Origin of the sequence: Spiroplasma endosymbiont of Amphimallon solstitiale (assembly GCF_964030965.1) — a bacterium.
Taxonomy (GTDB): Bacteria; Bacillota_I; Bacilli_A; order Mycoplasmatales; family VBWQ01; genus Spiroplasma_E.
In genome coordinates, this window is record NZ_OZ034999.1 from 26299 (window position 1) to 38614 (window position 12316).

Consider the following 12316-nt stretch of genomic DNA (forward strand, 5'->3'; position numbering starts at 1 on the left):
TCATGTATCATTACTTTTCTACAAAATTAAAGGATTAATCATTAATTTTCCATCATTAAGTTTTTTTATGTCATTTGGAATTGCAATAATTGCTGCGTTTCCTCATCGCATTTGTTTTGTTGTAATTGTATAAGAACATTGTTGAATGATTTTAAGTTTATTGTTTTCAATTGCTTTCTTCATTGATTCTTGTCTAATAAAATATTTTTCATTTACATTGTTTTCTAAAATATCTTTTACTAAAAATTTTAAATTACAGGGTTGGGGATATTGAAATTTAAAATCTTGCTTTAATGTTGAAATCATAAATAATCGTTTTCTATTTTGGGGAATTCCATAATCCTTGGCATTCATTGTAAAATATTGATTATGATATCCTAATTTATTAAGTTGATTTTGTAGATTTTGAAATTCAACAAAAAACTTTTTACTTAATAAATTTGGTACATTTTGCATTAAAAGATATTGGGGTTTTATTGCCAATGTTTTTATTAAATCAACAACTTTATATGCTAAACCACTTCGCTTACCATTTAATCCTTCTCCATTATTATTGGCATTTGATATATCTTGGCACGGAAATGATCAAGTTATTAAATCAGCATACGGTAAAGTTTCTAGTTTAGTAATATCACAGGGGTATCATAATCATTAAATACTGCTCGATATGATTTTTCAGCGTATTTATCGTTATCACAAAATGCAATTACTTTGTGATTAATTCCAATCTTTTCTAATGCTTTTCTTTGACTTCCAATCCCAGCAAATAATTCAATTACTTTAAGCATAATAAACCATCATTCTTCTAATTTTTCTTTTATCTAAAATAATTCATGGATTGGGATACCTATAAGAACAAAAAAATAATATATTGATATTGTTTTCATTATAAATATTATGAATATATTTACAAAATGGACAATTAATCATTGCTGCACCTCTTTCTAAAAAACAAGATATTAATTATCTTGTTTTGTGTTATTTTTATTATTTTTGTTGTTTTTATTTTGTTTTTTATTTTGAATTAGTTCTCAAATAAAAAATAACAAATCAAATATTATTTTTCCAATAAAAAGAACATCCACAGCAACAAGGATAATGTATATCATTAAACGAAAAAAAGCGATCTGTATTCCTCATTCGTTATATTGAAAACTAGATCATGGCCATATTTTAAAATAAAAAAACAAAAATGTTGTTTTTATTGTTATCAATAAACTCGTTAAACAAATTTTAAAAATATTATTTTTACATATTTGTTTTAAAATTATTTTCACATTAAATTCATTCCTTTCTTAATTTCTTTTAACTTCATCTAAAATGATTTTTATATTTTGAATTTTTGTATTAATTTTTTCTAAATCTTTCTGGTCAAAATCACTATTTTTAATTTCATTTAGTAAATTTAAAGCACTATTTAAGTTGTTAATTTGTTTTTTTAATAACTTAATTGCTTGTTTTTTTTTGTTCGTCTGTAAACTCATTTTCTTTTTGACATAGTAAAATTTGATATTCGCAATTATTTAGTTCAGACATTTTAATAAATTTTTCTGCTTGTGTTTGTTTTAGTTCTCTTTGATAATCTGTTTCATTTTCATAATCATTTTTACTATTTTCAATTTCTTTAATTACTTCATCATATTCTTTAATTTCTGCTGTAATTTCTTGTTTTAATTTTTCATAGTAAAAAATGTCTTTGATTATTGGTTCTTTTGGTTTTGTTGGTGGTAAGTGTGGTTTGTTATTTGCAATATTACCACAACTAATCAAATTCACTGTGTTTGTACAAGATAACGAAAATATTGATAATAAACTAAGTATTTTTTTCATATTTGTTATATCCTAAATAAAAACCATTATCTCAATAATTGGGATTATCAATATTTTCTAAATCTTCTAGTAATTGTTTTAGTTCTGTCTCTGTTAATTTTCGTTGTATTGTTTTATTATCATAATGATTGTTATATTCATTTAGTAAATTATTATTAGCATCATTTTTGTTTTGCAAATTAAAATGCTTTTTGTTTTCTTGCTTTAATTTTTCAAAATATAAAATTAAATTTTTTCCCACAATATTACCATTTTTATTATTAACCCTACTGTGAACCATATAATTTTTATTTTCATCAATTTCTAAACTAAAATAATTTTGATAACTTGATAAACCTAAACAATTTTTATCTAAAACAACGAAATCTTTTTGTTTGTTTATTAAAATATGCGTTTTATTTTTTATTTCTTGTGAAATTAAATTTTGGTTTAAATAAATTTTTTTTATCATATTAACACCCCACTTTATTTTTTACATTTTTGGCATTTATAGAATTTATTAAGCGTTAATCATTCTGAATTTAAAATAGTGAACTCTTGTTCACATCTAATACAGTCAATAATTATATTTCCATTAAATCTTGCTTTGGGTTTTGAAATAATCTTTTTTTATGATAATCACCTCGCTTTATTTTTTGCCTGTAATTTTATTCTTCCTAAATTTACTATCCAATAGTAGATTAAAAATAAATAATTAATTAAACCATAGAACCACTTCTTAACGAACTGGCTCTATATTTTTGTCTGGCTCTTTTTCTCAATTAATATCAGATAAATGATTTACCACTGTATAACCAAATTTATCTTCAACATAATTTTCCTTTAATTTTGTAGAAAAGTAATGATACATGATAAAGTGTTATTTTTAGAGAATTTTTACACTAAATAATGTTACTTTTAACAAATTTTTAATTAAAAATAATATTTTAAGTGTAAATTGATGAATAATTTTTGGTCATCCATACTTTTCTACATAATTAAAATACTTTTCTACATAATTAAAATAATTTTCTATAATTTCATTTCACGATTTTTCTTGTAATTCTTTAAACTTTTTGGTTAAATATTCATCAATATCTTTTATATTATCTATCATTCCACTTGATCAACAATATCCTGTTCAATATTGTTCTAAATCAAATTTATATCAAAAGTTTTCTTTTTCTTTATGATCATTATTTCTTGAAATTAAATCCGTTATTTTATAATGATCTTTTATATTATCTGAATCTTTTATAATTAAATACATATTAAATATCCTCCTTACTAGGTAATTTGTCATATAATGAATTGTCTTTTAATTCTCAACTTTCAATATTTGTATGACCTTTGGAACTATAACTAGTAGTAATCATTTTTTTAAAATCTTCTTTATATAATTGTTCTTCTTTTAATTTAACAATTTCTTTATCTTTTTCATCAAGTTGGTTTTTAAGTTCTTGATTTTCTTCTTTTAGTTTGTCAAATTTAATTGATTCTGTTATTGTCATTATTTAAAATCTCTCTTTCATATTCTTCAATATCCTTAATTGGTAAATTGTTTAAATAATTATTAAGTGCTTGACTTAATTCTTCTTCATTTTTATAATCATAAACTCTTTTAAAATATCAAAATATTTCATCTCAACTTAAATATTTTGATAATATGTTTCATTCTTTATATTGCTTTTTATCAAACATATTAAATTTCCTCCAAATTCTTTTCCAACATTTCACAACATTTCAAATAACTAAGTGATCATCTAAAAATTAAATTTAGAACATTTATAAAACAAGATTCACAAAAAACATATTCATTATTTTTTCTTTCTAAAAATATATGATTTTTTTGCTAAAATACAATAATCATTGCTGCATCATAATTCTTTACCATCACCATCTATTTTTGATCTACATTTAGGACAACTTTTTCTTTTAATTATGTAGAAAAGTATGGATGACCAAAAATTATTCATCAATTTACACTTAAAATATTATTTTTAATTAAAAATTTGTTAAAAGTAACATTATTTAGTGTAAAAATTCTCTAAAAATAACACTTTATCATGTATCATTACTTTTCTACAAAATTAAAGACTTTTTCTCATTATTTTTATCTCCTTTATTTTTTATTTATCAAAAATAAAAAACCAACTAATTTTAATAAATAGTTGGTTTAATTTTTTTATCGTATTTGATTTAAGATATTTTCAATATTGTTAACTTTGGCAATTAAAGCTTCCATAATTTGTTCTAAATTACTTAAATTGTTTTCTGTTGTTGTTTTAATTTCGTTAATTAAATCACTAATTGTATTTTTGATATTATTTTCAACCATATAATTTCTCCTTTCTAATTTTTAATATTAATAATTCATCATTTATTTTTCTTAAAAATTAATTTTTTAATAATTTGATGGTTATTTTTGCATTGTAAAGTCAAAAATCAAAGATTATAACTTATTTTTTGTTTATTAATAAATTCTAATTTTGCTAAGCAATGCCGAGCATACTTTTTACAATATCAACCGCCTTTTCTGTTTCTGGTTAATTTTGTAAAGTACTCATTGATATAACACTGACATTTATTAATTAATACTGTCTTATTTGCTAATTTAATTTTTAACTCTTTTCAACAGAGTTCTTTTAAAGACAATCGTAAAACCTCCTTATAAATAGTAAGATTTCTAAATTTTTTTATTGTGGAACACTTACCCTTTAACCATTGCAGGTTAAAGATTTATCCCCAAACCACGATAACTCTTTTATATTGCCTAAGAACCTGTTTAGAATCTTTTTAATAAAACTGAAATAAATGAAAGAACAACCATTTGTAAACTAGTATTTAGTTTTCTTTCACAATTTTTTCATAATCTTCTGTATTTTTCTAATCAAGCAAAGCTTCGTTCTACAATTCATCTTTTTGGTAATACTACAAAAGATGTAGGGAGGTTCCCAAAAACATAGGAAGATAAATTACTAGATAAATAAATTCTTTCCAACATTACCATTTAAAAATGATGATAGATAAATTAAATTCTCTTTTACCCTTAAATTTATATTCGACGTATTTTAAAAAATATACATTTAAAAGATAAAATAAAAATTATTCTCAAAGGAAAAAGACAAGAAATAATCTTGTCTTTTTTTGTAATTGTAAAATTTTAAAATTTTTATTATTAACACCCTTTAAATATCTACTACACGCAGTGACCAAGTAGGAGAAAGTTAATAATTAATAACCCTCTTTAACACTATTATCAACACGTGTTAGGGAATTAAAACAGTGAACCACAACACAGTTGTTAAAAATAGTGGCCAAAACATGTGGACTTGCATGGATAAATAAAAAGTGGAGTGATACCTAATAAAATATACTAACCAGTAATGGTAATTCTTGGGGTGGGAGCGAATTGGAAACTAGTATATATAGACCTACTAGGGAACCTACTATATTAATTCTATTCTTTATTTAACCAACCTTGCCACTTCCCAGTGAGCAAGCGTTGGTTTTATTTTTTTTGAAAATTTTTTTGGGCGAAAAAATAAATTTCAAACTTGTAAAAAAAATTGAGCGGTGCAGGTTCAATTAAAATATTAATTTGTTTAACACAAATTAAATAAATATTGAATCGAATGCCTCGATTTCTTTTTAAAATTTCACAATTTATTTTTGAGCCCAGAATTTCTGGAATGAATAAAACTAATAGTATTAATAATATAAAAATAAAAATATATATTCTTTATGCTACAAGCAACAGAATATATTAGAAAAGAAAGTAAAAATGGAAGAAAAAGAAAAGAAAGAATTAATAGAACAAAAAATCAAAATAGCAAAAGAACATCAAAAAAAGTGATTAAAAATAAAAATAATTATTACTTTAATTTCAACTTTAATTGGATTAATAATTTTATTAATTACTGTAAGTAAAAATTAAAGAAATAAATAAAGTTATGAATATTAATGAAAATAAAAAATGTGAATTAAGAATTTGTAAAAATAAAGTTTGAAAAGATTGTATTAATAATTCTACTAAAACTATTAAATATAAAAATTGACCAATACCTTATTTAATATGTGACAGTTGTTATCACAAACTGCCTAAATACCTTAAACAAACAGCAAAAATAATTGAAAAGGATATTTTGATTATGAATAAAACTAAAAAAAGAAGAAAAAGATGTGTTGAATGTAATGAATTATATGAAGATAACAAAATCAATATGCTTTATCACTTTAAAACAGAATTAGAAGCAGAACAACATAATACTAAAAAATATGAAGATAATTATAATATTGAAAAACATTTAGATTATACAAAATCATATGGATATGTTTGTGATTGATGTAGAGATGATTAATAAATGCAATACGAATTAATCATTGGTATTGACCCTGCTGGTATTGGTAATAATGGAATTGTTATATACTCAAATGAAACTAATAATATTATTTTTAATGAAACATTTAAAGCAAAAACAGTTTTAGAAAGTAAAAATATATATAAAGAATATTTTAAATTAATTAAAAAACAATTTAAAAATAAAAAAATATTAGTTATTGTAGAAAATTTCTTTTTAAGTTCAAAACAGTTATTAACTAATCCATTAGCAACACCAAAAGTTATTGGTGCTTTAATGATATTAGTACAAGATGTTATGAACTGAGATTATCATGAAAATGAACCAAAAAACAAAAATAAAATAGAAGATTATAAAGGAAATATAAAATTTACAAAACATGAACAAGATGCTTATAAACATATTCAATATTATTTAAGGAATTATAAAAATGAAAAATAAAGAAAATTACGTTAAATTAACAGTAAAACTTAGTAATACTATTGAAGTAAAATATCATGAAAAAGGTAATAAACAATTATATTATACTGTTCGTGGTCAATGAAATGGATTAAACTATGTTACTTTAATTTTTAATAACCCAAAATTTTATAAACGATGTATTTTATTAAACAAAAATGATGAAATTATAGTAACTGGTCAAATCTTTAATACTTTAAATATTCCTAAAAATCGTGCATTTTGTTCAATTAATGTTAAATGATTTAAAAAATGAAAGGAATAAATAATGAATTTTGATGAATGATACATGAAAAAAATAAAAGAAACTTTAAAAATTATTGAAAGTGATAGTTATAAAGAAGAACTAAAAAAACATAATGAAATCATTGAAAAACATAAAAATTTAATGAAAGGACTAAATAATGAATAAAGAAAAATTAATTAATTATATTAAAAAACAACAAAAATTCTATAACGGTACAGAAATAGATTTGATACTTGATATTTTATTGCAAAAAATAATTAATGGTGAATTTAATAATGAATAAATGTAAAAAATGTAATAAAAGAATCTGATTAAGTAAAAATTGATGTATGACATGTTTAGAAATAATAGTTAATAATTTAAATAAAAATAAGGAGAAATAGATAGTGAATAAAGACCAAGAAATTATTAATGAATATAATAAAAAACGTAATAAAGAAATAACTGAAGAACATTTATATAATATAGAAAAATTAAGAGAAGAGTTTAAACAAAAAGTAATTAATAAATATAATGAAAAATTAATTATCTGATTGAATAAGCAAATTAGTATTTGTTTATGTGATTCATTAAAAGAAGCAGGTAAACTTACTGCTTATTATAAATTAATTGAGTTTATAGAAAATGGAGAACTTCATTAATGATAATATTACCTACTTTGTTTGAAAATAAAGATGAAATTGAGAGGCTTTTTAGAAATCTGTGTATCTTTGTTTTACAAAGTACTAGTTCAGATTAATTCTGTCTTCAAATTTTATCATAAAATGAGCAATTGCTGTATTTCAATTTTGAATAGGCAATGTTCATTTTTTTGTTATATTTTCAATTGCTAAATAAAATATTTTAAAAACTGACATATCATTATGAAAAGCTTTTTTGTTTCTAATAACTTTTCGTAATTGACTATTAACAGATTCAATAGCATTTGTTGTATAAATTACTCTTTTGATTTCTGCAGGATAACTAATAAAAATCATCAAATTTTCTCAATTTTTATATCAAGATTTAGCAATTTGGGGATATTGTTTATTTCATTTACTTTCAAATGATTCTAAAGCTTGCATTGCTTGTTCTTCACTACATGCACTATAAATTGGTTTTAAATCTGTAACTAGAGTTTTTCGATGTTTGTATGAAACATATTTTAAACTATTTCGAATTTGATGAACAATGCATAATTGATGTTCTGTTTTAGGATAAACTGCTTGTATTGCTTCTGACATGCCTGTTAAATTATCACTACAAGCAATCAAAATATCATTTAAGCCTCGATTTTTCATTTCTGTGAAATTAGCTAATCAAAATTTAGCACCTTCATTTTCACTAATTCATAAGCCTAAAACATCTTTTTTACCTTCTAAATCAACTCCTAATGCTATATAAACTGATTTATTAATAATCCGTTTATCTTGTCGAACTTTAACTACTATACAATCAAAATAAACAATCGGATAAATGCTTTCTAATGGTCGATTTTGTCATGCTTTGACATCATCAATAACATCATCAGTAATTTGACTAATAACACTTTCACTAATATCAGCACCATGATATAACTCTTGTAACTGCATTCTAATGTCAGATAGAGTCATACCTTTTGCATATAGTGAAAGCACTTGTTGATCAAAACCATCAAATCTTCGCTGTCTTTTTGCAACTATTACAGGAGTAAAATCACTATTGCGATCTCTTGGTACATCAATCTCAATTTTACCTTGTTGAGTTATTAATTTTTTTGAACTTGTACCATTACGAGCATTTTCAGTATTACTATGTTGATTTTTTTCATATCCTAAATAATTTTGCATTTCAGAATTCAACATTTTTTCAACTAAACGTTTTGTTAATTCTTTATATAAACCCCCTTCTTTAAAAACTGTTGTTAAATCTTCAGTATTTTCTAATAATAAATCTACTGCTTTTGATATTGGATCATTATTATTAATATTTTGTTTTTTAGCCATCTGTAACTCACTCTTTCTAGTCATTTAATTATATTTACTAGAATTAATTAAACATAGTTATTTTTGTAAGTTACACAGATTACTAAACATTGCCTTTAATAAAATCAAATTTTAAGTCAAGTTGATGACTTTTTTTATTTTACCACTACTTTTCTACATAATTAAAATTAATGTTTATTACAATTGAAGAATTTAAAAATTGAAAAGGTTTTAATAAATCATTATTTGATGAAGTTACAACACCAGATAGTGAAATTAGATATGCAATTGAAATTGCAAGTAGTAATATTGATTTTTTAAGTGGTTTTACTATTTCAAAAAAATGACCAGAAATAAATCCAACAAAATTTACAGATAATATTCAAACTGCAACTACTCATTATGTTAATTTTTTATTAGGTAAAGGTGTTGAATATGCACGTGGTCAAGCAAGTATTGGTCAAGGTGGTATTACTTATTCACAAAATAATCCAGAAGACCCTTATTATATTGTTCCACAAGTATTTAATTATTTAAAAGAAATAAATGAATATCCAACTATGCAAGGTTTTAATCTTAATGTTTCACCTAAACAAAATTGATTTAAAAAATTTATGGGTACTGGTGGTGAACAAAATCCATGAGAAATTTATTTACAAACTATTAATTTAAAATCATCAGACCATAGAACTAAAATTAATATTACTCATCCAAAAAATATTATGGGTTCAGTAGTTGATATTGATACACGTGGTATAAAATCATTTGATAATTTAACAACACTTGAATTATTTACTAAATATTTTAGTAATGATAGTTTACAGTTAGTTGATGGTAAAGAAGGTCAAGAAGAAAAAGTTATTAGTGCTATTGGTGGTGAATTATTATGAGAAGTTGATAAAGATAATCCTAATTTTATTCATTCAAAAGATGATAAAGGTATTAGTGCAAATGATAAACGTATTATTGATGTTGGTACACCTACTTTTTTAACAGATGGTACAAATAAAGAATATGTTGATAATTTATTAGATAAAAAACAAAATATCAATGATGAAGATTTACAAACAGTTGCTAAACAAATTGTTTTTGCTATTAATGAAAATAAAGAAAATATTGATAAAAAACAAGATAAAGAAATATGAAAAGTAATAAGTAAAAGTAAAAATAATCGTGAATGAGATACTTTTGAAATTAATTTTAATACTGTATATAGAGTAATTATAACATTAGATAGATTACCAGTAAATCAAGCAAATATAAAGCATAAAGTGGAATTTAAAACTGGTAATTATTTAGGTGGAGATTATTTACTTGCAAAATTTAAAATTAAAAATGAAGATGTAATATTAACTTTAACTGTTAAAGGAAGTTCTTTTGATTGTAGTTTATATTTAAAAGGTGGAGATATTAATTATGGTGCTATTCTTTCATTAGAAGAATTACAAAATACAATTAAAGTTGATGTTACACCAAAATTAAAAATTAATTCAAAAAGTTTAGAAACAAATGAAGTTGAAGAAAATTGTTGAGATATTGAATTACCAAATAATCCAACACCAAGTCCAAGTGGTTCAAACTGAAAAGAAGTAGGAATAAGAGAAAAAAATAAATGAGATAATTGACAAATTACTTATGATTTTATAGTTAATAAACATTATAGAGTTTATTATTCTTGAAGTATATATAATCCAGTTTATACTATTCAAGAATTTATTATAACGGATAACAAAATTGCTGGTGTACCAATACAAACCTTTAATGATAGTGTTAATATAGTAATTTTATCAGTTCAACATGCAAAATTAATTACTATTTATAGTGGAAAAGGTAATTTAAAAGGTAATGTATGAAAATTACAAGAATTACAAGGATAATATTATGAATAAAGAATTTACTTATTTACATGAAATTAGTTATTGATTATTAAATAAAAGTGATTTTACTCATAGTGAATATAATTTAAGTGGAAGTAGATATTCAAGTAAAACATATAGTATTGCAGAAGAATTAGCAATATTAATAGCAATTTCAATTAAAGTTAATAAATCAATTGCTATATAGGCAATGTTTAGTAATCTGTGTAACTTACAAAAATAACTATGTTTAATTAATTCTAGTAAATATAATTAAATGACTAGAAAGAGTGAGTTACAGATGGCTAAAAAACAAAATATTAATAATAATGATCCAATATCAAAAGCAGTAGATTTATTATTAGAAAATACTGAAGATTTAACAACAGTTTTTAAAGAAGGGGGTTTATATAAAGAATTAACAAAACGTTTAGTTGAAAAAATGTTGAATTCTGAAATGCAAAATTATTTAGGATATGAAAAAAATCAACATAGTAATACTGAAAATGCTCGTAATGGTACAAGTTCAAAAAAATTAATAACTCAACAAGGTAAAATTGAGATTGATGTACCAAGAGATCGCAATAGTGATTTTACTCCTGTAATAGTTGCAAAAAGACAGCGAAGATTTGATGGTTTTGATCAACAAGTGCTTTCACTATATGCAAAAGGTATGACTCTATCTGACATTAGAATGCAGTTACAAGAGTTATATCATGGTGCTGATATTAGTGAAAGTGTTATTAGTCAAATTACTGATGATGTTATTGATGATGTCAAAGCATGACAAAATCGACCATTAGAAAGCGTTTATCCGATTGTTTATTTTGATTGTATAGTAGTTAAAGTTCGACAAGATAAACGGATTATTAATAAATCAGTTTATATAGCATTAGGAGTTGATTTAGAAGGTAAAAAAGATGTTTTAGGCTTATGAATTAGTGAAAATGAAGGTGCTAAATTTTGATTAGCTAATTTCACAGAAATGAAAAATCGAGGCTTAAATGATATTTTGATTGCTTGTAGTGATAATTTAACAGGCATGTCAGAAGCAATACAAGCAGTTTATCCTAAAACAGAACATCAATTATGCATTGTTCATCAAATTCGAAATAGTTTAAAATATGTTTCATACAAACATCGAAAAACTCTAGTTACAGATTTAAAACCAATTTATAGTGCATGTAGTGAAGAACAAGCAATGCAAGCTTTAGAATCATTTGAAAGTAAATGAAATAAACAATATCCCCAAATTGCTAAATCTTGATATAAAAATTGAGAAAATTTGATGATTTTTATTAGTTATCCTGCAGAAATCAAAAGAGTAATTTATACAACAAATGCTATTGAATCTGTTAATAGTCAATTACGAAAAGTTATTAGAAACAAAAAAGCTTTCCCTAATGATATGTCAGTTTTTAAAATATTTTATTTAGCAATTGAAAATATAACAAAAAAATGAACATTGCCTATTCAAAATTGAAATACAGCAATTGCTCATTTTATGATAAAATTTGAAGACAGAATTAATCTGAACTAGTACTTTGTAAAACAAAGATACACAGATTTCTAAAAAGCCTCAAATAATCCGTTATTTAAAAATAAACAAATTAGTGAATATAGCACTATTACTGGGGGAGT

The 12316-nt window shown here is 22.8% G+C and carries 20 protein-coding genes and 2 pseudogenes; 10 read left to right on the forward strand and 12 right to left on the reverse strand.

Annotated features, from left to right (window positions below; genetic code table 4):
* Nucleotides 1-18: 18 nt before the first annotated feature.
* From AAHH39_RS00110 to AAHH39_RS00155, 11 genes and pseudogenes are all read right to left on the reverse strand, one after another.
* Nucleotides 19-648: a DNA (cytosine-5-)-methyltransferase gene (locus AAHH39_RS00110; RefSeq protein WP_342219291.1), complete on the reverse strand. Its 630-nt coding sequence runs from the start codon at nucleotides 646-648 to the stop codon at nucleotides 19-21.
* Nucleotides 618-788: a DNA cytosine methyltransferase gene (locus tag AAHH39_RS13150; protein WP_425288909.1), complete on the reverse strand. Its 171-nt coding sequence runs from the start codon at nucleotides 786-788 to the stop codon at nucleotides 618-620. The genes AAHH39_RS00110 and AAHH39_RS13150 overlap by 31 nt, the downstream gene beginning before the upstream one ends.
* Nucleotides 789-1446: 658 nt before the next feature.
* Nucleotides 1447-1776 (reverse strand): hypothetical protein, encoded by a 330-nt coding sequence (locus AAHH39_RS00115; protein ID WP_342218427.1) that lies wholly within the window; start codon nucleotides 1774-1776, stop codon nucleotides 1447-1449.
* Nucleotides 1777-1813: 37 nt separating this feature from the next.
* Nucleotides 1814-2281, reverse strand: a complete 468-nt coding sequence (locus AAHH39_RS00120; RefSeq protein WP_342218428.1) for a hypothetical protein — start codon at nucleotides 2279-2281, stop codon at nucleotides 1814-1816.
* Between the two features lie 267 nt (nucleotides 2282-2548).
* On the reverse strand, nucleotides 2549-2680 hold the full coding sequence (locus tag AAHH39_RS00125; RefSeq protein WP_342218429.1) for a hypothetical protein: 132 nt from the start codon (nucleotides 2678-2680) through the stop codon (nucleotides 2549-2551).
* A 15-nt stretch (nucleotides 2681-2695) separates the two neighbouring features.
* Nucleotides 2696-2815 (reverse strand): annotated as a pseudogene (locus tag AAHH39_RS13155) (IS30 family transposase); the annotation flags it as partial.
* Between the two features lie 265 nt (nucleotides 2816-3080).
* Complete coding sequence (locus AAHH39_RS00135) at nucleotides 3081-3320, reverse strand: hypothetical protein (protein WP_342218431.1); 240 nt, start codon at nucleotides 3318-3320, stop codon at nucleotides 3081-3083.
* A complete protein-coding gene (locus AAHH39_RS00140) occupies nucleotides 3298-3510 on the reverse strand; it encodes a hypothetical protein (protein WP_342218432.1) in 213 nt (70 codons plus the stop codon). Before AAHH39_RS00140 ends, AAHH39_RS00135 begins: the two co-directional genes overlap by 23 nt.
* 116 nt (nucleotides 3511-3626) lie before the next feature.
* Nucleotides 3627-3785 carry a hypothetical protein gene (locus AAHH39_RS00145; protein WP_342218433.1) on the reverse strand — a complete coding sequence of 53 codons (159 nt, stop codon included), beginning with the start codon at nucleotides 3783-3785 and terminating at the stop codon, nucleotides 3627-3629.
* Nucleotides 3786-3994: 209 nt separating this feature from the next.
* Complete coding sequence (locus AAHH39_RS00150; RefSeq protein WP_158676109.1) at nucleotides 3995-4147, reverse strand: hypothetical protein; 153 nt, start codon at nucleotides 4145-4147, stop codon at nucleotides 3995-3997.
* Between the two features lie 447 nt (nucleotides 4148-4594).
* A pseudogene (locus AAHH39_RS00155) lies at nucleotides 4595-4750 on the reverse strand (transposase); the annotation flags it as partial.
* 843 nt (nucleotides 4751-5593) lie between these two features.
* On the opposite strand from AAHH39_RS00155, the gene AAHH39_RS00160 reads away from it, so the two are divergent.
* The 7 genes from AAHH39_RS00160 to AAHH39_RS00190 all read left to right on the forward strand — a co-directional run bounded on the left by AAHH39_RS00160 (nucleotide 5594) and on the right by AAHH39_RS00190 (nucleotide 7517).
* The gene (locus AAHH39_RS00160; protein ID WP_338957033.1) at nucleotides 5594-5746 is read left to right on the forward strand and encodes a hypothetical protein; all 153 of its coding nucleotides are present in this window, start codon (nucleotides 5594-5596) and stop codon (nucleotides 5744-5746) included.
* A 16-nt stretch (nucleotides 5747-5762) separates the two neighbouring features.
* Complete coding sequence (locus AAHH39_RS00165) at nucleotides 5763-6170, forward strand: hypothetical protein (RefSeq protein WP_342218434.1); 408 nt, start codon at nucleotides 5763-5765, stop codon at nucleotides 6168-6170.
* Between the two features lie 3 nt (nucleotides 6171-6173).
* Nucleotides 6174-6611, forward strand: coding sequence for a hypothetical protein (locus tag AAHH39_RS00170; RefSeq protein WP_338957028.1), 438 nt, complete (start codon nucleotides 6174-6176; stop codon nucleotides 6609-6611).
* A complete protein-coding gene (locus AAHH39_RS00175) occupies nucleotides 6601-6894 on the forward strand; it encodes a hypothetical protein (RefSeq protein ID WP_338956663.1) in 294 nt (97 codons plus the stop codon). The genes AAHH39_RS00170 and AAHH39_RS00175 overlap by 11 nt, the downstream gene beginning before the upstream one ends.
* Nucleotides 6895-6897: 3 nt before the next feature.
* A complete protein-coding gene (locus AAHH39_RS00180) occupies nucleotides 6898-7041 on the forward strand; it encodes a hypothetical protein (protein WP_342218202.1) in 144 nt (47 codons plus the stop codon).
* The gene (locus AAHH39_RS00185) at nucleotides 7034-7159 is read left to right on the forward strand and encodes a hypothetical protein (RefSeq protein ID WP_338956665.1); all 126 of its coding nucleotides are present in this window, start codon (nucleotides 7034-7036) and stop codon (nucleotides 7157-7159) included. Before AAHH39_RS00180 ends, AAHH39_RS00185 begins: the two co-directional genes overlap by 8 nt.
* 103 nt (nucleotides 7160-7262) lie before the next feature.
* Nucleotides 7263-7517, forward strand: coding sequence for a hypothetical protein (locus AAHH39_RS00190; RefSeq protein ID WP_338956667.1), 255 nt, complete (start codon nucleotides 7263-7265; stop codon nucleotides 7515-7517).
* Between the two features lie 84 nt (nucleotides 7518-7601).
* Here AAHH39_RS00190 and AAHH39_RS00195 read toward each other — a convergent pair whose 3' ends face one another.
* Nucleotides 7602-8840 (reverse strand): IS256 family transposase, encoded by a 1239-nt coding sequence (locus AAHH39_RS00195; protein ID WP_342219292.1) that lies wholly within the window; start codon nucleotides 8838-8840, stop codon nucleotides 7602-7604.
* A gap of 170 nt (nucleotides 8841-9010) precedes the next feature.
* Here AAHH39_RS00195 and AAHH39_RS00200 point away from each other — a divergent pair, with 170 nt between their 5' ends.
* From AAHH39_RS00200 to AAHH39_RS00210, 3 genes are all read left to right on the forward strand, one after another.
* Complete coding sequence (locus AAHH39_RS00200) at nucleotides 9011-10696, forward strand: hypothetical protein (protein WP_342218435.1); 1686 nt, start codon at nucleotides 9011-9013, stop codon at nucleotides 10694-10696.
* Nucleotides 10697-10700: 4 nt separating this feature from the next.
* A complete protein-coding gene (locus tag AAHH39_RS00205) occupies nucleotides 10701-10883 on the forward strand; it encodes a hypothetical protein (RefSeq protein ID WP_342218436.1) in 183 nt (60 codons plus the stop codon).
* A gap of 93 nt (nucleotides 10884-10976) precedes the next feature.
* Nucleotides 10977-12215, forward strand: coding sequence for an IS256 family transposase (locus AAHH39_RS00210; protein WP_342219293.1), 1239 nt, complete (start codon nucleotides 10977-10979; stop codon nucleotides 12213-12215).
* Nucleotides 12216-12316 lie beyond the last annotated feature (101 nt).